Origin of the sequence: Streptomyces polyasparticus, from assembly GCF_014493765.1 — a bacterium.
In the GTDB taxonomy this organism is placed as follows: Bacteria; Actinomycetota; Actinomycetes; order Streptomycetales; family Streptomycetaceae; genus Streptomyces; species Streptomyces polyasparticus.
In genome coordinates this window covers 169,033-192,074 of the sequence record NZ_JACTVJ010000011.1, presented here as the reverse complement: position 1 = coordinate 192,074, position 23,042 = coordinate 169,033, and the positions used below count along the sequence as shown (strand labels likewise).

Below are 23,042 nucleotides of genomic sequence, written 5' to 3'. Positions count from 1 at the left end.
TTCTGCCTTTGTGCACCACACCTGCCTCAGGCGCGGTCACGCAGTTCCCTCCGCAGGATCTTCCCACTGGTCGTCTTGGGCAGCTCCGGCAGGATCTCCACGCTGCGCGGGTACTTGTACGCCGCCAGTCTCTCCTTGCTGTACGCGACGATCTCCGCCGGGTCCGTCTCGGTGCCGGGCCGCAGGCTCACATACGCCTTGACGCTCTCGCCGCGGTAGCTGTCGGGTATCCCGACGACGGCGGCCTCGCGGACGGCGGGGTGGGTGTAGAGGACGTCCTCGACCTCGCGCGGCCAGACCTTGAACCCGGACGCGTTGATCATGTCCTTCTTGCGGTCCACGACATAGAGCCAGCCGTCGGCGTCCATGAACCCGATGTCCCCGGTGCGCAGTTCGCCGTCCGGGAAGGCCTCGGCCGTGGCGTCCGGACGGCCCCAGTACCCGGGCACGACCTGCGGTCCGCGCACCACGATCTCGCCCTGCTCGCCGAACGGCACCTCGGCGCCGGCCTCGTCCACGATCCGTACGACGGTGTCGGGGCCGGGCACGCCGACCGACAGGGTGCCGGACTCGGGGTCGACCGGGGCCTCGTGCTGCGGCGGGACCGCGGCGCAGGGGGCGGTGCATTCGGTGAGGCCGTATCCGTTGCGGATGTAGGGGCCGAACGCCGTACGGAACTTCTCGACGAGCGCCGGCGGCACGGGCGCACCGCCCGAGGAGATCACCTGGAACGACGCGAAGTGCTCGCGCGTGACGCCCGGGGTCGCGGCAAGCGCCATGAACGCGGTGGACGGACCGACCGTGTACGCGGGCTTGTGCTCGGCGAACGCGTCGAGGACCACACCCGGGTGGAAGCGGTAGGCGAGGACCAGGGTGCCGGCGTTGGCGAAGCAGGAGGCGAGCTGGCAGACCATCCCGGTGATGTGGAACAGCGGGGCGAGCGCGAAGTAGGCGGCGCCTTCGGCGATCGGATGGCCCGAGCGCTGCCGTTCGGCGTTGTAGGTGATGTTGCCGTGCAGGTTCATGGCGCCCTTGGGCTGCCCGCTGGTGCCCGAGGTGTAGCTGATCAACGCCAGGTCGTCGGCGGCCCGTTGGGCCACGTCAGGGGCCTTGGCGCCGCGGCGCGCGACGGTGAGCAGGTCCTCGGCGTCGGCCGCTTCGGGGGCCCGCTCGAAGTTCAGGACCCGCTCGTCGCCGCGGGTCTGCAGATCGAGTTCGCAGGCCGTGAGGACGATCCGTACGGGAGAGCCGGCGGCCGCCTCGCGCAGATAGGCCTCCCAGGCGCGGTCCGCGCAGATCAGCGCGGTGACCTGGGCGTCGTCGAGGACGTGGCGTACCTCGCCCGACTTGTACATGGGGTTGACCGGCACGACCACCGCGCCGGCCTTCCAGGCGCCGAGCAGGGCGAGCACGAAGTGCGGGGAGTTCTGCAGCATCAGCGCGACCCGGTCGCCGTCGGCGAGGCCGCGCTCGGCGAGATGGCCGGCCACCGCGTCGGACAGGGCGTCCACCTCCGCGTAGCTGAGGCGGCCGTCGAAGTAGGCGAGTGCGGTGCGGTCGGGGGCCTTGGCCGCTGCGGCGCGGAAGGAGTGCACGACCGAGGGCGGCGGGGTGAGCGGGGCGCGCTGGGCCTCGCTGAGACGGGCCAGCCAGGGCTTGTCGCTGTAGGTCACCGGTGTCTGCGTCACTTGGTGTGTGTCTCCCACTTCTGCTGCAGATGGTTCATGCCGGTCAGCCAGCGGTCGGGCTCGGCGGCCCGGACACGGTAGTACTCGGCGACCTCGGGGTGCGGAAGGATCAGGAAACGGTCCTCCGCCATCCCCTGGAACAGCGCGTCGGCCACGTCCTCGGGCTCGATCGCGGTGGGCGCGAGCACCAGGTCGCCGGCGGATCCGGCCGCGGTGAGCATGTCGGTGCGCACGCCCTGGGGGCAGATCGCGTGCACCTTGATCCCGCGGTGGCGGTACGTGAGCGAGAGCCACTCCGCGAAGGCGTACGCGCCGTGCTTGGTCACGCTGTACGGGGCGGCGCCGACCATGGTGAGCAGCCCTGCGGCCGAGACGGTGGAGACGAACCGGCCCTCGCCGCGCTCGAGCCAGGCGGGGAGGAGGGTGTGGGCGGCGCGGACGTGGGCCATGACGTTGACGTCCCAGGCGCGGGCCCAGACCTGTTCGTCGGCGGACTCGGTGCCGCCGCTGGCGAGGCCCGCGTTGGCGCAGTAGATGTCGACGGTGCCGTCGAGGGCCTGCCTTGCCTCCTCGACGATCGCGGACGCGTCGCCGGGGATGGCGATGCCGCCGATCTCGTCGGCGACGGCCTTGGCCTTGGTCTCGTCGATGTCGTTGACGACGACTCTGGCGCCCTCGGCCGCGAAGCGGCGGGCCAGGGCGGCGCCGATGCCGCCGCCGGCGCCTGTGACGACAACTGCCTTGCTCTGCACGTTGGTCATGGGCGCAGACTAACCAGTCGGTATGCCTCGTCGGAAGGGGTGCGGTGCGGCTTCGTGGGGGTGCGAGTGGTGCGCGTGCGGCGGGCCTTTCTCCCCGCCCCGCCCCTTCCCGAAACTGGGGCTCCGCCCCAGACCCCGCATCCGAGCTTCGCTCGGATCTGCTCAATCGCCGCAGGGGCTGGATATGCAGCCCCGGTTTCGGGATAGGGCGAGCAGGGGAAGGAGGCCCGCCGCAGGCGTACGTTCGCGCACCCGCACACACGGAGGCACCATGACGCACCTGTCCAGACGGGCGCTGCTCGCCGCAGCCACCACCACGACCGCCGCCACGGCCCTGACCGGCTCGGCCGCGGCCGCCGACACCCAGGGCACCAGTAAGAGATTCCGCACCGGATTCGAGAATCTCGCCGCGGCCGGGTACGACCGGCTCGACGGTGAGCGGGTCGGTGTCGTCACCAATCCCACCGGGATCACCCGGGACGTCCGGCACATCGTCGACGTGATGCACGCCGACGACCGCGTGGACCTCGTCGCCGTCTTCGGCCCCGAGCACGGTTTCCGCGGCACCGCGCAGGCCGGCGGGTCCGAGGGCTACTACGAGGACCCCGCGACCGGGCTGCCCGTCTACGACACGTACCAGAAGAGCGGTCAGCCGCTGGCCGACATCTTCACGCAGTCCGGCGTGGACACGGTGGTCTTCGACATCCAGGACGTCGGCGCCCGCTTCTACACGTACATCTGGACACTCTTCGACTGCATGCAGGCCGCCGCACTCGCCGGCAAGCGCTTCGTCGTGCTCGACCGCCCGAACCCCGTCACCGGGCGCTCGGCCGAAGGCCCCATCCTGCACAAGGAGTTCGCGACGTTCGTCGGCCGCGAGCCGATCTCGCAGGCGCACGGCATGACCGTGGCCGAGCTGGCCCGGCTGTTCAACGGCGAGTACCTCACCACGCCCGTCCCGCTGGAGACCGTGCTCATGACCGGGTGGCGGCGCGAGGAGTTCTACGACGCGTACGGGCTGCCGTGGGTGCCGCCGAGTCCCAACATGCCCACGCCCGAGACGGCGCTCGTGTACTCCGGTACCTGTCTGTTCGAGGGCACCAACCTGTCCGAGGGGCGCGGCACGACCCGCCCGTTCGAGCTGCTGGGCGCCGAGGGGATCGGCCGGCAGTGGGCCGCGGCCGCCGATGAACTCGGCCTGGACGGTGTGCACTTCCGCGAGGCGTACTTCACGCCCACCTTCTCCAAGTTCCAGGGCAAGACCGTGGGCGGCGTCCAGGTCCATGTGCACGACCGCGAGGCCTTCGATCCCATCCGTACGGGCATCGGACTCCTGATCACCGCCAAGCGGACCTGGAGCGGCTTCGCCTGGCGGGCCGACAACTGGATCGACAAGCTCACCGGATCCACGCAGGTCCGCACCATGATCGACGCGGGTGCGGGCGTGGACGAGGTCGTCGGCGGCTGGCAGGACGAACTGGCCGCGTTCCGTGCCGTACGGCGGAAGTACCTCGCGTATCGCTGATCCGGCTGACGCGTATCGCTGATCCGGCTGACGCGCATCGCCGATACGGCTCACGCGTCGCGCCGATACGGCTGACGCGTCGCGCCGACGCGACCGCCGATACGGAAACAGAGCTGGCCGAGCACGGACCCCGGCGCCATGCTGGGCGGACACAGTGCCGGGGTCCGTGGACGGAGGCTGCCATGCCGGAGTTCAGCGTCGCACCGTACCGGGAGCTCACCTTCGACGCGGACGGGGACGTCCAGGGCAGGCAGCTGGAGGCGCTGCGCGCATTGCGGGTGAAGGATCTGATCGTGTTCGCGCACGGCTGGAACAACGACCGATCGCTCGCCAACAAGCTCTACGACCGCTTCTTCGCGCCGTTCGGGGCGCTCGCGCCCGCGGGGACGACGGGCTACGTGGGCGTGATGTGGCCCTCGATGCGGTTCACGGACGAGCCGATTCCCGACTTCGATCCGCGGGCCGCCGTGGAGCCCGCCCTTCGGCCCGAGCTCGACGAGGCCACCCGGCAGGCGCTGCGGCAGACGTTCCCCGACCGCGCGGAGTTCGTGGACCGGCTTGCGCGGATGCTCACCGAACAGCCCACCAATCAGGCGGCGTTCGACGAGTTCGGCCTTTTCGTACGGAAGCTGGTGGAGGTGCCGCTGCGCGGCACGCAGGCCTCCTTCGCCGGGGACATCGAGGCGGAGACGGCCGCGCCGCAGAGCGATCCGGCGATGCTCTTCGACGACACGGCGGCCGTCTGCCGGGGGTTCACCGAAGCGCTGGAGGAGTTGGGCGCCGTGCAGCCGGCACCGCGCGAGGGCACGTTCGGGATCGGGCTCGACCGGCTGTGGAACGGCGGCAAGGAGCTGCTTCGCCAGGGCACCTACTACGCGATGAAGCGGCGCGCGGGCACGGTCGGACAGCTGGGGCTCGGGCCCGCGCTCGGTGAACTGGCCGACCGCAACCCGGACATGAGGATCCATCTCGTCGGGCACAGCTTCGGTGCGCGCCTTGTCTCCTTCGCGCTGCGCGGGCTGCCGAGGAACGTGTCGCACGTAAAGTCGGTGACTTTGCTGCAGGGCGCGTTCTCGCATTACGCCTTCGCCCCGCGGCTGCCCCACCAGGCGGACAACGGAGGCGTGCTGCGCGGGCAGGAGCGGCGGATCGACGGGCCGCTGGTGTGCTGCCACTCGGAGCACGACGCCGCCTTGAAGGTGTTCTATCCGCTGGCCTCGCGGCTCGCCGGCGATTCGATGGGGCTGCTCGGCGACGAGGCCAAGTGGAGTGCGCTCGGCTACGACGGGATCAAGGCCGTCGACGGCGTCAAGCGGCTCACGCTCGCCCAGGCGCTCGACGGCCGGCTGCCGAAGGACGGCTGTGTGAACGTGGACGCGGCCGCGAAGGTCCGCCGCGGCGGACCGCCGTCGGGGGCCCACAGCGACATCCTGCACAAGGAGTTGGCGCAGGTGGTGCTTGCGGCGGGACGCGTTCGGGCCTGAGCTGCGGCTCACGCCGCGCGCGTCACCTCGTCGCCGAACGTCGACACCGCGTCACCGGACGCCACTTCGCCACCGAGCGCCACGCCGTCGCCGAGCGCGGTGAGTTCGCCCAGCGCGGCCGGTTCGCCGATCCGGGCCGCCGCCGTGCGCCAGGCCGCCGTGACCGCAGCGTGGGCCCGTGCGGTGCGGACGGTCCGGTGACCGCCCCCGGTCAGCGTGAGGGGTGCGCCCACGTGCACATGGAGCCGTGGGCGGCGCAGCGGCGCCGTGGCCAGGCCCGCGAGGTGCTTCGCGGTGCCGCCGGAGAGGACTCTGCGCGCTCCGGCCTGGCCGACCGGCACGACGGGGGCGCCGGTGCGTTCGGTGAGCCGGGCCACGCCGCTGCGGAAGCGTTCGGGGGCCTGCTCGGCGGCGTCCTTGCGGACCGGCAGCCGGCCTTCCCCGTAGATGAGGACCAGCCTGCCGTCCTGCAGCGCGGCGGCCGCGAGGTCGAGGGCGTGCGCCGCGCGGCGGTCACCGCGGTGGACGGGTATGTGCCCCTCGCGGGCGAGGGCCGCGCCGAGCACCGGGATGCGCCACAGTCCCGCGGCGGCCATCACCACGGGCCGTACCCCGAGCCGGTGCAGCGCGGCGAGGACGACGGCCGGGTCGGCCAGCGAGGTGTGGTTCGCGACGATGAGGCTGCCCGGCGCCAGCACGGCGCCCGCGTCGGTGGTCACGGTGAGGCGCCCGGCGGCCGGGACGAGACGGTGGGCGAGACGGCTGAGCACACGGCACTCCTGTGACGGACGACGAATGATCACCATCGTCGCCCGTCACGGGCGTGTGGGCCTGAGTGCACCTACTCATCTTGGCGACGGACCGCCCCCGCGCCGGAGCTCAGGAACGGTCCGCTTCATCTGCTTCACCTGTGGGAAGGGAACTCCACCACCTGCTGGTAGGTGGGCCGGTTCTGCCACTGGATCGGCTGGTGCGTGATCCCGCCGACCGCCCGGTGCACGATCGCGTCCGCACACCACTGGTCGCCGGCCTTGCAGTGCTCGTCACCGGGGTACACCTCGGTGACGGGTTTGGCCGCGGCCCGGGCGAGGGTGGTGAGCAACGCGTCGCGGCAGGCGGCGAGCTGTCCTCCGCCGCAGTACGTGCGGGCGAGCGGGCCCTTCACTTCCTGGCCGAGGACCACCCGTAGATCCTTGTCGACATAGCCCCACCAGCCGCGCTGGAAGGCCGAACCGGCATGCGCCCCCGTCGGTCCGTGCGCCGCCGAAGGCGCTTCGTCGACACCGAGCTGCCCGGTCAGTGCCGCGTACAGCTCGTCGCCGAGCCCGGGCTTGAACGCCGCCTCCACCAGGAGCGGCCACCATGCGTCCATGATCCGGATGGCGTCCGCGTGCGCGTACGTCTTGGAGCCCGCCGACGTCTGGTTGCGCAGGGTGCCCGCCTGCTGCCAGGCCTCCAACTGCTGGACGGCCTGCGCCAGTTGCGGATCGGCGACCGGCTGGGAACGGATCACCTTCAGGAGCTCCGGCAGCACCTGCTCACCGCGCAGATCCGCGACCGCCGCCTCGGCCATCGCCTGCGTCAGGGAGGCGCGGGTCACCTTGCCGTTCCCGATCAGCTCCTTGACCCGGTCGTCGAGGAGATCACCGCGGTGCACGGCGCCGAAGCTGAAGTCGGCGGCGCTGTAATCGTCGGCCTGCTTGTTGTTCCAGGAGATGTAGTAGTCCTGGTTCACCGACTGCGGATGCTCGTTCATCGGGGTGTACGCGGCGGTGTTGCCCCGCGGGTCGAAGTCCTTCCAGGCGTACGCGTCCTCGGCGAGGACCGGGAAGGAGGCGTCCACGCCTGCGGCGCGCACCGGGTTGGAGCCGCTGTTGTAGTACGCGATGTCACGGGAGTCCGCGTAGAACCAGTTGAAGGCGTAGCCGATGTGATCGGCCGCCTTCTGGAAGGACTTGGCGTCCTTCACGTATCCCGGGTCGTTGAACATCTGGAAGCCGATGATCGAGTCGGCCTCGTGGCGGTACGTGGAGCGCAGCGAGGTGTACGCGAAGGGCTTGCCGCCGATCAGGGCGCGGTGCGTGACGATGCCGTAGTGCGTACGGAAGATCTGCATCCGGTACGAGCCCGCGGCCGTGGAGTCCGCGAGGCTGGGCTTCCAGGCGTTGCGCTTCTCCAGCTTCTCCATCGGGACGCACGCGCCCTTGTAGCGGTAGTGCGTGGACTGCTTGGTGGGCGACCCGCCGCCCGGTTCGCAGAGTTCGATCGCGTAGGTGTCGGTGATGTCCTGGCCCGCCGAGGTGGCCGACCAGGAGTAGTCCACGCCGCGGCCCAGCTGGATGTACATGCCGACACCGGCGAAGGAGACACCGCGGGCCTTGATGCCGGGTCCGTCGAGCTCCTGCATCATCAGGAGCTGCGGCGCGAAGTACCCGGTCTGCGGGCCGAACACGGCCACCGGGTTACCGCTGGCGGTGTGCTTCCCGGAGACGACCAGCGCGTTGGACATGCCCTTCTTGGCGCTGAACAGGTCCTCGGGCAGCACGCCTTCGTCATGCATCCCCTGCAGCTTGCGGAGCTTGGCGGGCGCCTCGACCGGGTCCTTCGCGGGGGTCTGCTGCGCGGCCGCGCCCGTACGGTCGAAGATCAGCGGTTCGCGTTCCACGGAGCCCGCGTCCGGCATGGCCATCCCGCGTGGTTTCGCGGGCTTCTCGGCGTACGGGAAGCTGCTGCCGTCGTGGACGGTCTGCACGGTCTCGGGGTCGTTGCGCTGGCGGAAGGACTCCCAGACCTTCGTGCCCTCCTCCACTCCGTACTTGTTCTGCGCGGCGAGCAGCGAGAGAGCCGACTCCACCTCTCCCCCGCCGCCTCCACCGAAGAGCCCGCCGACCACGGAGGCGAGGGCGATGAGGTCGGTCACCTTGAACGGCTGGATCTCGCCGATGTTGGTGATCGCGTCGATCTTTCCGGTGAGGACGTACTCGCCCGGGAAATAGCGCCACTTCTTGGCTTGAACGCGATAGGCGTTGAGTCCGTCCACGTAGGCCTGGGCGTCCTCCATGGCCTGTTTCCCGCGCGCACCCTGCTGGTTGAGGATGTAGTCGACCTGCGCCTGCAGATCCGCCTCGCTGTACGGGGCCTGCGGCCAGAAGCTCTGCTCCAGGCCCTGGTTGGCCGGGGCGCCGCCGGCGAACGGGGTGAGCTCGCCGCGGCCGATGTGCCGGAACAGGTCGATCAGCCACAGGCGGTCCTGGCCCGCGGCGAATCCGGCGCCGAACTCGGTGCCGTAGCGCGTGCTGCCCTTGATATGGGGAACACCGTTCTTTTTGTCGCGCGTGATCGTCACATCGGGGCGGGGGCGCGTGACGGAGGCGACCTGGTCGGCCGGAACACCGAAGGACGCGTCATGGAAGTAGCTGCTGAGGGTGGCGTCGGTCAGGGATCCGTACCCCGACGCCAGGGCGTCGTAGGGCGCCAACTGATCGTCGCTGTGCGCCGGTTTCGTACCGAAGAGGCGGTGGCCGAGGATCCCCGCGAGCGTCGCCGAGCCGTTGGCGCCCGGCGGCAGGATGTCGCTGCACTGGTCGCCGCAGTGGTCGGCCGGCACTTCGGCCGCCGCGGCCTGCGGGAGCGGCGCGAGGAGTCCGGCGGCGAGTGCGGCGGTGGCCGCGAGCACGCCGAAGGCACGGGCGGGCCTGGAGTTTCCGGTGCCGGTGCTGCGGACTCTGAGTCGGGGGATGCGCTGTCGCATACCTGCTCCTCCTGGCTGGAAGTGAAGCACCCCGCGAGTGCGGTGACCGGAGGTTACCGACGGTAGGGACCGAGCAGAAGGTGAACATGCGTCACCTTTGCCAATTCACCACACCCGGGGGCCTCAGCCACCCCGCATGCAGCAGTGATGGACCCCATCGGAAATTCGATGGAGCCGAAAGGGAGCCGAATCACGACCCGTTACGTCCAACCCGCGACGTCCGAGTTCCACTGACGGAGGTGCATGGCGATGGCCGGATTCCGCAGCCTCGCGAGACAGGTGCGTGACCCACACAACGACCTGGCGCTGCGCCGCTATTCACTGCGCAAGTGCCTTGAACGGTTCGCCCCCTACGGCCACCGGGCGACCTGGGACCATCTGTGCACCAGGGCCGGCTTCGACCCCGAGGACCGGTCCCCCGATCCGGCGCGGCTCGAGGCCGCGCTCGACGAACTCGAAGAGGCCAGGGCCGTCTGGCTCGCCTACGAACGCGACTTCGCCGACCGTCGCAAGCGCGAGAAGCACGACGGACTGCGCAGGCCCGGAGTGATCGACGACTGGCACCGGCTGACCTGGGGCGGCCACGGCATAGCGTGGTGCGAGGACCCGGCGGTCCACCCCGGTGCACCTCTGGCCGCGGTGCTGCGCAGGCTGATCTCCGCGCTGGAGCGCGAACCCGGCGACCTCTGCCCGGTCTGCGATTCCACCGACATCACCTGGAAACAGGAACTCACCCACGAACCCTTCTCGGGCCCGCTCTGCGAGCACTGCGGCATCGTGGTGCCGCGTCCGGTGCTCACGGCCGAGGCGCTGATGCAGATACGGACGGGGAACCGGCGTCCGGCACTGCTTGCGGCAGCGGCGGCGATGAGTGCGTTGTCGGCGTGATCAACGCGCTGTCGGGGTGAGCGGGCAAGGCGCTCAAGGTCGTGTCGTGTCAGTGGCGGCTGGCACGATCGACGGCATGGTGTGGGTACAGGTCTGTCTCAATGGTGCGCGGGGCACGGCGGACGGCGCTTCCGTGCCGATGTCCCCCGAGGACATGGCTCGTGCGGCGGCGCGTGCGGTCGCCGCGGGAGCCGTGGACGTGCATGTCCATCCCAAGACTCCCTGCGGGCACGACACCCTCTCGCCGCGGATGGTCGCGGCGACTCTGCAGGCCGTACGGTCGCAGGTCGGCGTCCCGGTCGGGGTGACGACGGGCGCCTGGGCCGAACCGGACCCGTCCGTACGCCTGGAGCAGATCCGCTCGTGGACGGTGCTGCCCGACCATGCGTCGGTCAACTGGCATGAGCCGGGGGCGGAGGAGGTCGCGGCCGAGCTGCTCGACCGGGGTGTGGGGGTGGAGGCGGGGTTGTGGTCCGGGACGGACGGGCCCGACCGCTTCCGTGCATCGCCTTTGCGCGGGCGGGTGTTGCGGGTCCTTGCCGAGGTGACGGACACGTCGGCGCGGACGGCCGCGGCGTCGGCCTCGGCGCTCCTGGCCGAGATCGGCACGGAACACGGCCGTCCCGTCCTCCTGCACGGCGAGGAGGACGGCGCGTGGCCGGTGCTGCGGCTTGCGCTGGAGCGGGGGATTGCGACGCGGATCGGCCTTGAGGACACGCTGGTGTTGCCGGACGGGCGACGGGCGGCGGACAACGCCGAGTTGGTGGCTCACGTGAGGAACCTGGCCTCGTAGGCCGCCCACCGCTCCTCGTACCCGGGAATCCGCAGCAGCTCGAGCCGGCTCAGGAGGTCGGAGGGAGCGCCCTGTGCACGGATCCGGTCCACGCCGTGCTCCAGCACCCAGGTGACGATCTCCGCCATGGGCTCGGGGCGGCTGTAGTCCGTCCACCAACCGATCATCCGCTCGTCCTCGTTGATCAGGTCGAGGTGCTGCAGGTCCAGGAACGCGCACAGATGCACGTCCGCGGTCCCGCCCGGCGCCTCTGCCACCCATGCGGCGAGATACGGCGTGACGGTGCGGGTCGCGGTCGCGCAGGTCTGGAACACGTCGTCGACGGAGTACAGAGGCTGAGGCGAGCGCAGGGTGTCCAGCCACCAGGCCTCGAAGAAGCCGAGTACGGCCGCGCGCTCGTCGTCCGGGGCCAAGCTCCAGTCGGTGTGACCGACCACCTGCACCCCTCCGAAACCCCCGGCCGCGCCGCTCACGCCCGCGGCCAACTGCCGTGTCAGATCGGGCAGCAGACGGCGTACGGACGCGGCGAAGTCGTCGAAGTGATCGAAGCCCTCGCGGGCAAGCGCGTCGACCGCTTCCACGGACATCGGCACATCCGGCGTCCGCAACATGACGGTCCACTCAGGGTCATGGCACATGGTGCAGCCCTGCTCACCTGGGCTCGAAGCCCCTGCGAAAACGGCCCGGACACGGGCGACAGCTGCATCGAGCTCAGGGGAAGGCATACGGAAAGTTCCCGTCAGGACTCCGGACCGGGACCGCGCCCGGGCGAAGATCGCGACGCTACCAGAGCGAAATCCGCTCGCTCCAGCGGATTCCGCCCCGGACAGTGGAGGGCGATGAAACCGAACTGAGCACACAGGGAGCCCAGAAAAATGTCGACGCTGCGCGTCACCGCCGAAGAGCTGACCGTCCATGAGCATCCGGGCGCCGACGCCCTCGAACTGGCCCAGGTCGGCCTGTACCGAGCCGTCGTCGCCAAGGGCGCTTACCGCAGCGGAGATCACGCCGTCTACATCCCGGAACAGGCCGTCCTGCCCCAGGAGTTGATCGACGAGCTGGGGCTCACCGGCCGCCTCGCGGGGTCGAAGGCGAACCGCGTGAAGGCGATCCGGCTGCGCGGTGAGCTCTCGCAGGGCCTGGTCTGCCGGCCCGCCGCCCTCGCAGGCGTGGACCTCGCCGAGGCCGCCGCAGAGGGCACGGACTTCGCCGAGAAGCTGGGCATCACCAAGTGGGTGCCCGAGGTGCCCACCACCATGAACGGGGAGATCGAGCCCGCGCCCGACCTGCTCCCCTGGATCGACATCGAGAACCTCCAGCGCTATCCGGGCATCTTCGAGCCCGGCGAGCAGGTCGTCCTGACCGAGAAGCTGCACGGAACCGCGTGCCTGGTCACGTATGCCGCCGGTACGGAGCAGGTGCAGGTCACCTCGAAGGGCTTCGGCGCCAAGTACCTCGCCATCAAGGAGGACCCGCGCAATCTGTACTGGCGGGCGGTACGCGGCTTCGACGTGCCGGCCGTCGCGGCCTGGCTCGCCGAGCGGCTCGGGGCGAGCAGGGTCGGCCTGTTCGGTGAGGTCTACGGTGCCGGCGTACAGGACCTGACGTACGGCGCGGACGGGCGGCGCGCCACGCTCGGGTACGCGGTGTTCGACGCCTCCGTGGAGGTCGGCGGGCAGGTGCGCTGGCTGGACCCGGCGGAGCTCGAGGAGCTGCTCCGGGAGCGGCTGCCGCTGGTGCCCACGCTCTACGAGGGGCCGTACGACGAGGAGTTGGTGTTCGCGTACGCCTCCGGGCGCGAGACCGTGTCGGGGCGTGAGCTGCATCTGCGCGAGGGCGTCGTGGTACGGCCCGCGGTGGGGCGGCGCAGTGACGTCGTCGGTTCGCGGGCCATCGCGAAGGCCGTCAGCCCCGCCTATCTGACCCGTAAGGGCGGCACCGAGTACGAGTGAGACACCGAGGAGGGGGCGAGCCGTCGTGCGACGGTTCGCCCCCTTCCCGTATGCCTAAAGCTTCCCGGATGCCTGAAGCGCCTAGGACTCCTTCTTCTCCGCGAGCAGACGCGAACCCGTCAGGCGCTCGCCGAACACGTCGTCCGGGTTGGACAGGACGCAGGTCTCCAGGGACAGGCAGCCGCAGCCGATGCAGTCGGTCAGATGGTCGCGCAGGCGACCCAACTGCTTGATGCGCTCGTCCAGTTCCTTGCGCCAGGTCTGCGAGAGCCGGGCCCAGTCCTCACGGTTGGGCGTGCGCTCCTCGGGGAGCTCGGCGAGGGCGTCGCGGATGGTGGCGAGAGGGATGCCCACGCGCTGCGCGGCCCGCACGAAGGCGACCCGGCGCAGGGCGTCGCGGCTGTAGCGGCGCTGATTGCCGGAGGTGCGGCGGCTGCTGATCAGGCCCTTGGACTCGTAGAAGTGCAGGGCCGATACGGCGGCGCCGCTGCGCGCGGACAGCTGGCCGACGGTGAGTTCATGGATCTTCTCGGGAATCTGCGGCACGTCATGGACCCTACCTGCGCCGCTGCGCCCGTTCCGTTGACATGGGCAAGGGCGGACGACCATGCTGAGCAAGCGCTTAGACAATGAGTGGAGGCAGAGGACATGGCAGAGCCCAGGATCTTCAAGTCGGCCGAGGAGCTGCGTGCGGCGATCGGCGAGGAGCTCGGCGGCGGCGAGTGGCTGGAGGTCGACCAGAAGCGGATCGATCTCTTCGCGGAGGCCACCGGCGACCACCAGTGGATCCACGTCGACGCCGAGAAGGCGGCCGCGGGACCGTTCGGCACGACCATCGCGCACGGCTATCTGACGCTGTCGCTGCTCCCCACGCTCGTCCCGCAGATCATGCGGGTCGAGAACGTGAAGATGGGCATCAACTACGGCACCAACAAGGTGCGCTTCCCCTCCCCCGTGCCGGTGGGCTCGCGGGTGCGCGCGACCGCGGTGATCAAGGAGGTCACCGACACCCCTGACGGCGGTGTGCAGTTGACGACGGCGGTGACCGTCGAGCGTGAGGACGGCGGGAAGCCGGCGTGCGTGGCCGAGTCGGTCTCGCGGTTCTACTTCTAGGACCTGCGGCAGTTCTTACGAACGGGGCCGCGCCCCCACCATCCGCAGCACGAGGTCGGCGTACGACGCGCCGACCTCGTCGGGTGTCCGGCGCCCCTGGACGTTGAACCAGCGGGCCACGTCGATGCAGAGCGAGAGCACGGCCAGGGTGGCGCCGGGGATGTCCGGGACCTCGAACTCGCCGGACTTCACGCCGTCCGTGAGGATCCGCCGTACCGCCGCATCGCACTGCCGGCGCAGCTGGACCACCTCGGCGCGGTGGTCGTCGCCGAGGGCGTCGAGCTCGTACTGGACGACCCGGGCGGTGGTGTGGTGCCCGGCGTGCCAGACCACGAAGGAGCGCACCGCCTGCGCGAGACGCTCAGCGGCGGTGCCGTCCGCGTCGGCGGCGGTCGTGAGGATGTTCACGGCCTTGGTGTGACCGAGGGTGCTGATCTTGTGGAGCAGCTCTTCCTTGGTCTTGTAGTGGATGTAGAGCGCGGCCGGGCTCATGCCCGCGCGGCCCGCGATGTCCCGTGTGGTCGTCGCGTGGTACCCGCGCTCGGCGAAGGCCTCGACCGCGGCGACCATCAGCCGCCGGGCGGCGTCCGGGGTGACGTCACCCCAGGGCACGTCCTGGGTCTCCTCGGTCGCGGTCATCACTCGCCCCTTCCGGTCATCGGGCGAACACCATACCCCGACCGGTGAGCAAGCGCTTAGTGACGAAGGCTACGGAGTCCCGGACGAGCGCTATGGAGTCCTGTACGGATCGTGCTCCGCGAGGATCTTCTCCATGCGGGCCTGGTCCACCCGGCTGACGATCTGCTCGAACTCCTGCCGGTCCCGTACGACCTTCGAGAGCGTGATCGCGGAGGTCGTCAGATACAGGACCGAGATCGCCATGAAGGCCCGGATCCAGACGTCGACGTCCATGTAGAGGAGCGCGATGCCCACGGAGCCGAGGGCGATCGCGAAGGACGCGATCGCCATCCCGTAGAAGCCGGTGGTGTTCTGCTGCGTGATCGGCGCGTCAGTCATACGCCACAGGGTGGGGCTTTGTGAGCCGGGCCACATCCGTACAGGTACTCAAGCCGTACTCAGAACGCCGACACTCCCGTCACCGCACGCCCGATGAGCAACTTCTGTATCTGCGAGGTGCCCTCGTACAGCGTCATCACACGGGCGTCGCGCAGCAGCTTCCCCGCGGGGTATTCGTCGATATAGCCATAACCGCCGAACACCTGAAGGCAGTTGTTGGCCGCGCGCACCGCCGCCTCGGAGGCGAACAGCTTCGCCTTGGAGGACTCGGTGGTGAACGGCAGTCCGCGGTCGATGAGATCGGCCACCCGCCAGGTCAGCAGCCGGGCCGCGTCCACGTCCACGGCGATATCGCTGATCAGCTCCTGGACCAGCTGATGGCGGGCGATGGGGCCGCCGAACTGCTCGCGCTCGGTGGCATACCTGACCGCCGCGTCGAGCGCCGCCTGGGCGATGCCGACACAGCCGGCCGCGACCGACATCCGGCCCTTGGCGAGCGCCGACATCGCGACGGAGAAGCCCTTGCCCTCGGGGCCGAGCATCGCCGACGCGGGCACGCGGACGTCCTCCAGGACGAGTTCGGCGGTGGCCTGCCCGCGCAGCCCGAGCTTGCCGTGGATCTCACGGCGGGTGAGCCCCGGGCTGTCGGTGGGGATCAGGAAGGCGGAGACGCCCTTGTGGCCGGGCTGGTCGTTGGTGCGCGCGAAGAGCAGCACGACATCGGCCCAGGTGCCGTTGGTGATGAACATCTTGGTACCGCTGACGACATACGTGTCGCCGTCGCGTACGGCCTTCGTGGTCAGGTTGCCCGCGTCGGAGCCGGTGCCGGGCTCGGTGAGGCCGAAGCAGCCGACGTACTCGCCGGAGGTGAGCCGCGGCAGCCAGTGCTGCTTCTGCTCCTCGTTCCCCCACGCGGCGATCGTCTTGGCGACGAGCCCGAGCGAGACGGAGACGATGCCGCGCACCGAGGAGTCGCCGCGGCCGAGCTCCTCCGTGACCAGGCAGTACGCGAGGTGGTCGCCGCCGCTGCCGCCGTACTCCTCGTCGATCGTGAGCCCGAGGAAGCCGACCTCGCCGAGCTTCTTCACGATGGCGCGGTCGACCTGCTCGGCCCGGTCCCACTCGGTGACGTACGGGGCGATCTCGCGGGCCGTGAAGTCACGGGCCAGTTCGCGTACGGCCGTCTGCTCTTCGCTGAGTTCCAGGTTCATCGGCGCTCACCCTGCCAGTTTAATTATCACTGCTAGTTTTTAGGTTCAGGGCCCTACTATGTGGCGCATGGCCCGACCGCGCAAGCCCCTCCTGAGCACCGATCGCATCGTCGAGACCGCGTGCGCGCTGGTCGACGCCGAAGGGCTCGCGGCCGTCTCCACGCGGCGGCTCGCCGCGGAGCTCGGCGTGAGCGGGCCCTCGCTGTACAACCACTTCCGTACGAAGGACCAGATCCTCGAGGCGGTCGCGGACTCGGTGAGCGCGCAGGTCGATCTGTCGATGTTCGAGGACGGCAGGCCCTGGCGGGACGCGCTGCACGACTGGGCCGTCTCCTACCGCGCGGCGCTGCGCGACCATCCGCACATCGTTCCGGTGCTCGCGCGCGGTCCCGGGCGCAGGCCGTCGGGTCTGAAGGTGGCCGACGCGGTGTTCGGCGCGATGACCGCGGCGGGGTGGCCGGCCGCGCAGGCCACCTCGATCGGAGCGCTGATGCGGTACTTCATCATGGGCTCGGCGCTCGGCTCGTTCGCGGGCGGGTTCGTGGACGACGAGGCCGCGTACGACCCCGCCGACTATCCGCACCTCGGGCAGGCGCATCTGCTCGCCGAGCGGCAGGAGAAGGTGGACGAGCGGGCCTTCGAGACGGGGCTCACGGCTCTTCTCGACGGTCTGGAGCAGCAGTTCAGGGCGCTGTGAGGCGTCCGCTGGACGGCGGTCGCCGGCGTCGATTGACGGCGGACGTCAATTCGGTGGGCGCCGAACAGTCCCGCGCGTAGGGTCCGACGCATGACGATCTCCCCGCCCTCCGCTCCTTCGCGGCGCTCCGAACTGCTTGCACTCGCCGCCGCGGGTGTCACCGTCGTCCTGTGGGCCTCCGCCTTCGTCTCCATCCGCAGTGCGGGCGAGGCCTATTCACCGGGAGCGCTCGCCCTCGGGCGGCTGCTCGCCGGCGCGTTGACGCTCGGACTGTTCCTGCTGATACGCCGCGAGGGAGTGCCGCCGAAGGCCGCATGGCCCGGCATCGCGATCTCGGGGCTGCTCTGGTTCGGCCTGTACATGGTGGTGCTCAACTGGGGCGAGCAGAAGGTCGACGCGGGCACGGCGGCGCTCGTGGTGAACATCGGCCCGCTGGTGATGGCGCTCCTCGCCGGCTGGCTGCTCAAGGAGGGGCTGCCGAAGCGGCTGCTCGCCGGGATGGCGGTGTCGTTCGCGGGCGCCGCCGTGGTGGGTCTGTCGATGTCCGGCGACGGCAACGCCTCGCTGCTCGGCGTGCTGCTCTGCCTGCTCGCGGCGGTCTCGTACGCGGGCGGCGTGGTCGCCCAGAAGCCCGCGCTCAAGCACGCGAGCCCGCTGCAGGTGACGACCTTCGGGTGCCTGATCGGCGCGGTGGCCTGCCTGCCGTTCAGCGGGGTGCTCCTGTCCGAGCTGGGCGACGCACCGGTCTCGGCGACCCTCAACATGCTCTACCTGGGCGTCTTCCCGACCGCCCTCGCCTTCACGACCTGGGCGTACGCCCTGGCCCGCACGACCGCGGGCAAGATGGGCGCGACCACGTACGCCGTGCCCGCGATCGTGGTCCTGATGTCCTGGCTCGCCCTGGACGAGGTACCGGGGTGGCTGACGCTGCTGGGCGGTGCGATCTGCCTTGCGGGGGTGGGGGTTTCGCGGTCGAAGGGCCGGGCGCGGGTGGTGGCGACTTCGCAGGAGCCGGGTCCCGTCCTCGACCCGGCCGACCGCACGAGGACTCCCTAGCATTCCGGGGCGGGAGGTGTCGGCCAGACCACCGACTGCTCCTGCCGGTACTGCTTCACCAGGTCGATGGGGGTACCCATGATCCGCTTGCGCCGCTCGAGCTCCGCCCAGTAGGCCGGGTCCAGATAGATCGCCGGATTCGGCAACGACTGCGTCTGCGCCCCGACGTGCCCCAGATACAGCAGGGCGTCCGCCACCGCCCCGAAGGGCACACCGCACTCGCCCGGAAGGTAGCGGAACTCACTGGTGTCGGCGCCGCGCAGCCACGTGCCGCGGGCGGGAAGGAGGGATCGGCCGGGGAGTGAAGCGAGCCGCTCATGTCCGCCGGCCAGGATCACATACGCCCGCTCCCCTGTCCGCTGCTCGATCTGCGCGATGCCGCCGCCACCCTGCTCGCCCGGCAGCGCGTGCATGACGTGGCGACTGCCGTAACAGACCAGAACGCGACGCCGTTTGGCCAGCACCTCCCGCAGGACCACCGACGCCATGTGACCGTCGCGATCGCCGAATGCGGTGTGCACGTCGCCCCTCGTGGTCACCCGGGACCAGTCGACGGGCGGATCGCCTAGGAGGACACGGATTCTCCGGTCGGCGGGCAGGGGCCAGTTGACGGCTCGCACCGTCCGGAAGAACTGCTCGTACATGGGCGCGTCCCAGGTGGCCATGGGTGACTGCGTGGTGTTGCGCCACACCGGCCGCAGCTCGCGGTCCTCCACCGCCCCACCCTGTACGAACCGGTCCATGACCGGCTGGTACAGAGCGTTGCCGAACTCCACGACAATGTCGTCGACCACGCCCGCGAACCGCGGGTCGGCAAGCAGCATCAGCAGCGCATCGTGATGCTCCTGCTGCCCATGAACCTCGCCGACGGCGACGACGCGGTGCCGCGCGAACGCTCGGAGAACGCCCTCGACGAACCGTCCGCCGCGCTCGGCGGCTTCGGTGGCGGCCGCGGAGCCGACCCCCGCGGCGGCCACGGCTGCACCTGCCCCGGTGGCGGCCAGCACCGCACGGCGACTCAGCCTTCGGACCTTCGAGCTCTCATCCTTCATGTCCCTTGACGCTACGAGCCCGGCGGCGCAAGGTCGTCACCCGACGGAGCGCTCTTCCCCTCCCCGGTGTGGGGGACCCAGCCCCCGACCCAGCCCCCGTGCGAGCGACACGGGAACGGCCGACGCGGCGTGCCACCGGGCTCAGAAGACCACCAGCGCCCGGCCCCCCTTGCCCGCGAGCATGTTGTCGAAGGCGGCCGGGATGCCGTCGAGTGCGATGTGTTCGGTGACCAGCTGGGAAAGGTCGAGGCGGCCCGCGCGGATGTGTTCGGCGAGGACCGGGAGGTCGGCCGCCGGGTCGCAGTTGCCGTAGACACAGCCCGCGAGGGTGCGGCCCCAGTGGAACAACTCCAGCGCGTTGAACGTCACTTGCTGGTCCTTGCCACCGATGCCGACGACGGTGGTGCGGCCGCCGCGGCGGGTGGAGTCCCAGGCCGTACGGATGGTCGCGGCCCGCCCGACGCACTCGACCGCGACGTCCGCGCCCCGCCCGCCGGTCAGCTTGCGGATGTCCTTGGCCGTGGTGTCGGAGGCGAGCACGAACTCGGTGGCACCGGCCGCGCGGGCCAGCTCCTCCTTCGCCGGGGAGACGTCGACCGCGATGATCGGGCCCGCCCCGGCGATCCGGGCGGACTGCAGCGTGGCGAGTCCGACGCCGCCGACTCCGTAGACGGCCACGGACTCCCCGGCCCGTACGCGCGCCGAGTGGTGCACCGCTCCGTAGCCGGTGAGCACCGCGCAGCCGAGCAGGGCGGCGTCGTTGAGCGAGACGCCTTCCGGCACCGGCAGGACGCAGTTGGCGGCGACCACCGTCTCCTCGGCGAACGCGGCGACGTTCAGGCCCGGATGGAGGTCACGGCCGTCGGCGGTACGGGCGTACACGTTCGCCGCGCCGGCCAGCGCGCTCACGCAGAGCCAGACCTCGCCGATCGTGCAGTGGTGGCAACTGCCGCAGGACGGGGCCCAGTTGAGCACCACCGCATCACCGGCGGACACATGGTCCACGCCCTCGCCCACGGCGAGCACCGTGCCCGCGCCCTCGTGGCCGAGGACGCAGGGCGTGGGCACCCGCATGGTGCCGTTGGACAGCGAGAGATCGGAGTGGCAGACCCCGGCGGCGGCGAGTTTCACGCGCACCTGCCCCGGTCCGGGGTCGGGCAGTTCGATCTCGATGAGCTCCAGCGGAGCACCTACGGCGGGCAGAACGGCGGCGCGGACCACGGTGGCGTACTCCTGAAGTTGGACGGGCGGATCAGAACTGGAGCGACTTCGTCTGCAGGTATTCGGTCAGACCGTGCGGGCCGAGCTCGCGCCCGACGCCGGACTGCTTGTAACCGCCGAACGGGGCAAGGGGGTTGAACTTGCCGCCGTTGATGTCGACCTGTCCGGTGTCCATCCGGCGCGCGAAGGCCACGGCCTCCTCGTTGTCGCCGGCCCAGACGGCGCCCGCGAGCCCGTACACGGTGCCGTTGGCGATGCGGAGCGCGTCCGCCTCGTCCTCGTACCGGATCATCGAGATCACCGGGCCGAAGATCTCCTCCTGCGCGATGGTCATCTCCGGGCGCACGTCGGCGAAGATCGTGGGGCTGACGTAGTAGCCGGTGGGGTGCGGGGCCTCGGGGCCGCCGGCGACGAGCCGGGCGCCCTCCTCGATGCCGCGCGTGATGTAGCCGCGGACGCGGGCGTGCTGCTTGGCATTGACGACCGGGCCGAGGCGGCTGGACTCGTCGTGCGGATCACCGGCCACGTACTTGGCGGCTGCCGCGGCGGCGAGCTGGACGGCCTCGTCGTACTGGTCGGTGTGGACCAGCATCCGGGTCCAGGCGCTGCAGGTCTGGCCGGAGTTGGACATCACGTTGGCGACGCCGACGTTCACCGCCTTGCCGAGATCGGCGCTCGGCAGGATGACGTTGGCGGACTTGCCGCCGAGCTCCAGGGCGACGCGCTTGATCGCGGAGCCCGCGGTGGCGCCGATCTGCTTGCCGACGGCGGTCGAGCCCGTGAAGGAGACCAGGTCCACGCCGGGGTGCTCGGCGAGCGCCTGTCCGGCGACCGGGCCGAGGCCCGTCACCAGGTTGAACACACCGGCGGGTACGCCCGCTTCGTGCACGGCGTCGGCGAAGAGCTGCGCGACGAGCGGGGTGTCCTCGGCGGGCTTGAGCACGACGGTGCAGCCGGCGGCGAGCGCGGGCGCCACCTTGGCGACGATCTGGTGCAGCGGGTAGTTCCAGGGCGTGATCGCGCCCACGACGCCGACCGGCTCGTGCAGGACGGTCGAGTTCCCGATCTTCTCCTCGAAGGCGTACGTGGCCGCCATCTCGGCATACGTACCGGCCACCGCGATCGGCAGGCCCGCGTGCACGGCCTTGGCGAAGGCGAGCGGCGCGCCCAGTTCGGCGGTGACGGTCTCGGCGATCTCCTCGTGCCGGGCGGCGAGCGCGTCGCGCAGCGCGGTGAGCCTGGCCGCGCGCTCGGCGGGCGGGGTCGCGGCCCAGGCGGGCAGAGCGGCGCGGGCGGCGCGTACCGCCGTGTCGACGTCCTCGGAGCCGGCCGCTGCGACATGGCCGATCACCTGCTCGTCGGCCGGGTTGACCACCTCGATGGTCTCCGCGGACGCGGCGGGCGTCCACGCGCCGTTGATGTAGAGCCCCTCGTGCGGCTTCATGCCTCGACCTCCCTGACGTTCACCGGCGTACGCAGCCCGCGTACGGGTCGCGTCCGGACCACCCGTACGAAGTGGTCGCACGGGAGCCGTACAGGCAGAGGGCCTGCACAGGGCCCCAAACTAGCGCTGTTAGTTTTCGCGCGCCAGGGGGGTCCGAACGTCCCGATCCGTGACGGTAGTTGATCCCGGCTGCGAAGGGGATGGCGCCGGACGACGCAGTCCAAGTGCCGCCGCGCCCACCAGAAGCACACCAAGCATGACAAAGGGGGCGCCGATACCGGCCGCTCCCGCGATCAGCCCGGCCGAGGCCGGGGTGGCCACCTGGCCGAGACGGTTGCCGGTCAGCCGCAGGGCGAGCGCCGTGGAGCGGGCCTCGGCGGGCGCGGCCTGGACGACCGTGGTCATGGACAGCGGCTGGCCCACCCCGAGACAGAAACCGAGGACGGCGAGCATGACGGCAAGTGCCCAGACGGGGACGGGCAGGGAGATTCCGGCACAGAGCAGACCGGCGACCAGACAGGTCGACACCAGCAGAGCAGTGCGGCCGATCAGCCGGATCATCGGGGTCATCACCAGACGGCAGGCGATGGTCGCGGCCGCGCGCAGGCTGAGCAGCAGTCCGATGACGGACGGCGCGATACCGCGGTGTTCGCCGATCACCGGCAGGTAGGCGGTGAGGATGTCGGTGGCCGAGAGCACGGCCAGGCTGATCAGGATGCCGGCGGGCACGCCCCGGGTGCGCAGGATGCGGTGGACGGGGGCCTTTTCTTTCGTACGGCGCTGCTGCGCGGGCGCCCTGTGCTCGATCCGCCACAGTGACGTGAACGAGACCGCGGCCACGCCCGCCGAGACGAGCAGGGCCACTGCGCTCGTACGGGCCATGGCGTCGCCGTGCGTGCCGCCGGTGACGAGCGCGCCGGCGGCGATCGGGCCGATCAGCTGGCCGAGCGAGGCGCCGATGGTGAAGTGGCCGAAATTGCGGTCCTGTTCGGCCGGCGCGGACTGCCGGGCGACGATCGACTGTGCGCCGATCACGAAGGCGAGATGACCGAGGCCCATCACGCCGCTCCAGGCAGCCATCGCCGCAAGGGAGTTCGCCGTACCGCTCAGCGCGCAGCCGCCCGCGATGAGGACCACGCCGACGGGCAGCAGGGGCGCGCACCGGCCGTGGTCGGTGCGGCGGCCGAGCGGTACGGCGGCGAACAGCGGAAGCAGTGCGTAGACACCGGCGATCACACCGATGGCGCGTTCGTCGGCGCCCAGGCCGAGAGCCCGGTAGGAGACGGCCGGCCGCGCCATCGACACCGCCGCCTGCGCGAAGCCGAAGGCGATGACGAGACGGAGCAGCCAGCCCCTGCCGGGCTCTCGGGTGCCTGTGTCCGCGGGCAT

At 70.7% G+C, this 23,042-nt stretch carries 21 protein-coding genes; 8 read left to right on the top strand and 13 right to left on the bottom strand.

The window, feature by feature from the left end:
- Positions 1–26: 26 nt before the first annotated feature.
- A complete protein-coding gene (locus tag H9Y04_RS22915; RefSeq protein ID WP_308801071.1) occupies positions 27–1,688 on the bottom strand; it encodes a class I adenylate-forming enzyme family protein in 1,662 nt (553 codons plus the stop codon).
- Entirely contained in the window at positions 1,685–2,449 is a 765-nt protein-coding gene (locus H9Y04_RS22910; RefSeq protein ID WP_187815863.1) for an SDR family oxidoreductase, read from the bottom strand. Before H9Y04_RS22910 ends, H9Y04_RS22915 begins: the two co-directional genes overlap by 4 nt.
- A 271-nt stretch (positions 2,450–2,720) precedes the next feature.
- Here H9Y04_RS22910 and H9Y04_RS22905 point away from each other — a divergent pair, with 271 nt between their 5' ends.
- Both H9Y04_RS22905 and H9Y04_RS22900 read left to right on the top strand, forming a co-directional pair.
- Positions 2,721–3,974 (top strand): exo-beta-N-acetylmuramidase NamZ family protein, encoded by a 1,254-nt coding sequence (locus H9Y04_RS22905; RefSeq protein ID WP_187815862.1) that lies wholly within the window; start codon positions 2,721–2,723, stop codon positions 3,972–3,974.
- 182 nt (positions 3,975–4,156) lie between these two features.
- Complete coding sequence (locus H9Y04_RS22900) at positions 4,157–5,458, top strand: serine-threonine protein kinase (RefSeq protein WP_187815861.1); 1,302 nt, start codon at positions 4,157–4,159, stop codon at positions 5,456–5,458.
- Positions 5,459–5,466: 8 nt separating this feature from the next.
- Here H9Y04_RS22900 and H9Y04_RS22895 read toward each other — a convergent pair whose 3' ends face one another.
- Positions 5,467–6,228 carry a lysophospholipid acyltransferase family protein gene (locus H9Y04_RS22895; protein WP_187815860.1) on the bottom strand — a complete coding sequence of 254 codons (762 nt, stop codon included), beginning with the start codon at positions 6,226–6,228 and terminating at the stop codon, positions 5,467–5,469.
- Between the two features lie 134 nt (positions 6,229–6,362).
- Positions 6,363–9,209 (bottom strand): penicillin acylase family protein, encoded by a 2,847-nt coding sequence (locus tag H9Y04_RS22890; protein ID WP_187815859.1) that lies wholly within the window; start codon positions 9,207–9,209, stop codon positions 6,363–6,365.
- Positions 9,210–9,458: 249 nt separating this feature from the next.
- Between H9Y04_RS22890 and H9Y04_RS22885 the strand changes: the two genes are divergently transcribed.
- On the top strand, positions 9,459–10,097 hold the full coding sequence (locus tag H9Y04_RS22885; protein WP_187815858.1) for a hypothetical protein: 639 nt from the start codon (positions 9,459–9,461) through the stop codon (positions 10,095–10,097).
- A 76-nt stretch (positions 10,098–10,173) separates the two neighbouring features.
- Positions 10,174–10,890, top strand: a complete 717-nt coding sequence (locus tag H9Y04_RS22880; protein ID WP_187816167.1) for a 3-keto-5-aminohexanoate cleavage protein — start codon at positions 10,174–10,176, stop codon at positions 10,888–10,890.
- Here the strand turns inward: H9Y04_RS22880 and H9Y04_RS22875 are convergent.
- Positions 10,866–11,477, bottom strand: a complete 612-nt coding sequence (locus tag H9Y04_RS22875) for a hypothetical protein (RefSeq protein WP_187815857.1) — start codon at positions 11,475–11,477, stop codon at positions 10,866–10,868. The genes H9Y04_RS22880 and H9Y04_RS22875 overlap by 25 nt on opposite strands.
- A gap of 288 nt (positions 11,478–11,765) precedes the next feature.
- Between H9Y04_RS22875 and H9Y04_RS22870 the strand changes: the two genes are divergently transcribed.
- Positions 11,766–12,842, top strand: coding sequence for an RNA ligase (ATP) (locus H9Y04_RS22870; protein WP_187815856.1), 1,077 nt, complete (start codon positions 11,766–11,768; stop codon positions 12,840–12,842).
- 81 nt (positions 12,843–12,923) lie between these two features.
- On the opposite strand, the gene soxR is transcribed toward H9Y04_RS22870, so the two are convergent.
- Entirely contained in the window at positions 12,924–13,388 is a 465-nt protein-coding gene (gene soxR, locus H9Y04_RS22865; protein ID WP_187815855.1) for a redox-sensitive transcriptional activator SoxR, read from the bottom strand.
- A 102-nt stretch (positions 13,389–13,490) separates the two neighbouring features.
- On the opposite strand from soxR, the gene H9Y04_RS22860 reads away from it, so the two are divergent.
- Entirely contained in the window at positions 13,491–13,955 is a 465-nt protein-coding gene (locus H9Y04_RS22860) for a MaoC family dehydratase (RefSeq protein WP_187815854.1), read from the top strand.
- A gap of 15 nt (positions 13,956–13,970) precedes the next feature.
- Here the strand turns inward: H9Y04_RS22860 and H9Y04_RS22855 are convergent, their stop codons facing one another.
- The 3 genes from H9Y04_RS22855 to H9Y04_RS22845 form a co-directional block, all read right to left on the bottom strand.
- Positions 13,971–14,594: a TetR/AcrR family transcriptional regulator gene (locus H9Y04_RS22855; RefSeq protein ID WP_187815853.1), complete on the bottom strand. Its 624-nt coding sequence runs from the start codon at positions 14,592–14,594 to the stop codon at positions 13,971–13,973.
- A gap of 90 nt (positions 14,595–14,684) precedes the next feature.
- Positions 14,685–14,972 (bottom strand): YiaA/YiaB family inner membrane protein, encoded by a 288-nt coding sequence (locus H9Y04_RS22850; protein ID WP_187815852.1) that lies wholly within the window; start codon positions 14,970–14,972, stop codon positions 14,685–14,687.
- Positions 14,973–15,031: 59 nt separating this feature from the next.
- A complete protein-coding gene (locus tag H9Y04_RS22845) occupies positions 15,032–16,183 on the bottom strand; it encodes an acyl-CoA dehydrogenase family protein (RefSeq protein ID WP_187815851.1) in 1,152 nt (383 codons plus the stop codon).
- Between the two features lie 67 nt (positions 16,184–16,250).
- On the opposite strand from H9Y04_RS22845, the gene H9Y04_RS22840 reads away from it, so the two are divergent.
- Both H9Y04_RS22840 and H9Y04_RS22835 read left to right on the top strand, forming a co-directional pair.
- Positions 16,251–16,880 (top strand): TetR/AcrR family transcriptional regulator, encoded by a 630-nt coding sequence (locus H9Y04_RS22840; RefSeq protein WP_187815850.1) that lies wholly within the window; start codon positions 16,251–16,253, stop codon positions 16,878–16,880.
- Positions 16,881–16,970: 90 nt separating this feature from the next.
- Positions 16,971–17,936 (top strand): DMT family transporter, encoded by a 966-nt coding sequence (locus tag H9Y04_RS22835; RefSeq protein ID WP_187815849.1) that lies wholly within the window; start codon positions 16,971–16,973, stop codon positions 17,934–17,936.
- On the opposite strand, the gene H9Y04_RS22830 is transcribed toward H9Y04_RS22835, so the two are convergent.
- The 4 genes from H9Y04_RS22830 to H9Y04_RS22815 form a co-directional block, all read right to left on the bottom strand.
- Positions 17,933–18,988 carry a ChaN family lipoprotein gene (locus H9Y04_RS22830; RefSeq protein ID WP_187815848.1) on the bottom strand — a complete coding sequence of 352 codons (1,056 nt, stop codon included), beginning with the start codon at positions 18,986–18,988 and terminating at the stop codon, positions 17,933–17,935. The genes H9Y04_RS22835 and H9Y04_RS22830 overlap by 4 nt on opposite strands.
- A gap of 141 nt (positions 18,989–19,129) precedes the next feature.
- Positions 19,130–20,209 carry a Zn-dependent alcohol dehydrogenase gene (locus H9Y04_RS22825; protein ID WP_187815847.1) on the bottom strand — a complete coding sequence of 360 codons (1,080 nt, stop codon included), beginning with the start codon at positions 20,207–20,209 and terminating at the stop codon, positions 19,130–19,132.
- A gap of 31 nt (positions 20,210–20,240) precedes the next feature.
- Positions 20,241–21,653, bottom strand: a complete 1,413-nt coding sequence (locus H9Y04_RS22820; protein ID WP_187815846.1) for an aldehyde dehydrogenase family protein — start codon at positions 21,651–21,653, stop codon at positions 20,241–20,243.
- Positions 21,654–21,782: 129 nt separating this feature from the next.
- The gene (locus tag H9Y04_RS22815) at positions 21,783–23,042 is read right to left on the bottom strand and encodes an MFS transporter (RefSeq protein WP_187815845.1); all 1,260 of its coding nucleotides are present in this window, start codon (positions 23,040–23,042) and stop codon (positions 21,783–21,785) included.

Coding starts and splice junctions, on each gene's coding strand:
- H9Y04_RS22885 (WP_187815858.1), top strand. CDS start 9,459: ATGGCCGGATTCCGCAGCCTCGCGAGACAGGTGCGTGACCCACACAAC.
- H9Y04_RS22870 (WP_187815856.1), top strand. CDS start 11,766: ATGTCGACGCTGCGCGTCACCGCCGAAGAGCTGACCGTCCATGAGCAT.
- H9Y04_RS22880 (WP_187816167.1), top strand. CDS start 10,174: ATGGTGTGGGTACAGGTCTGTCTCAATGGTGCGCGGGGCACGGCGGAC.
- H9Y04_RS22845 (WP_187815851.1), bottom strand. CDS start 16,183: ATGAACCTGGAACTCAGCGAAGAGCAGACGGCCGTACGCGAACTGGCC.
- H9Y04_RS22830 (WP_187815848.1), bottom strand. CDS start 18,988: ATGAAGGATGAGAGCTCGAAGGTCCGAAGGCTGAGTCGCCGTGCGGTG.
- H9Y04_RS22850 (WP_187815852.1), bottom strand. CDS start 14,972: ATGACTGACGCGCCGATCACGCAGCAGAACACCACCGGCTTCTACGGG.
- H9Y04_RS22840 (WP_187815850.1), top strand. CDS start 16,251: ATGGCCCGACCGCGCAAGCCCCTCCTGAGCACCGATCGCATCGTCGAG.
- H9Y04_RS22875 (WP_187815857.1), bottom strand. CDS start 11,477: ATGTCCGTGGAAGCGGTCGACGCGCTTGCCCGCGAGGGCTTCGATCAC.
- H9Y04_RS22890 (WP_187815859.1), bottom strand. CDS start 9,209: ATGCGACAGCGCATCCCCCGACTCAGAGTCCGCAGCACCGGCACCGGA.
- H9Y04_RS22905 (WP_187815862.1), top strand. CDS start 2,721: ATGACGCACCTGTCCAGACGGGCGCTGCTCGCCGCAGCCACCACCACG.
- H9Y04_RS22815 (WP_187815845.1), bottom strand. CDS start 23,042: ATGCCCGCGGACACAGGCACCCGAGAGCCCGGCAGGGGCTGGCTGCTC.
- H9Y04_RS22900 (WP_187815861.1), top strand. CDS start 4,157: ATGCCGGAGTTCAGCGTCGCACCGTACCGGGAGCTCACCTTCGACGCG.
- H9Y04_RS22855 (WP_187815853.1), bottom strand. CDS start 14,594: ATGACCGCGACCGAGGAGACCCAGGACGTGCCCTGGGGTGACGTCACC.
- H9Y04_RS22820 (WP_187815846.1), bottom strand. CDS start 21,653: ATGAAGCCGCACGAGGGGCTCTACATCAACGGCGCGTGGACGCCCGCC.
- H9Y04_RS22835 (WP_187815849.1), top strand. CDS start 16,971: ATGACGATCTCCCCGCCCTCCGCTCCTTCGCGGCGCTCCGAACTGCTT.
- H9Y04_RS22860 (WP_187815854.1), top strand. CDS start 13,491: ATGGCAGAGCCCAGGATCTTCAAGTCGGCCGAGGAGCTGCGTGCGGCG.
- H9Y04_RS22910 (WP_187815863.1), bottom strand. CDS start 2,449: ATGACCAACGTGCAGAGCAAGGCAGTTGTCGTCACAGGCGCCGGCGGC.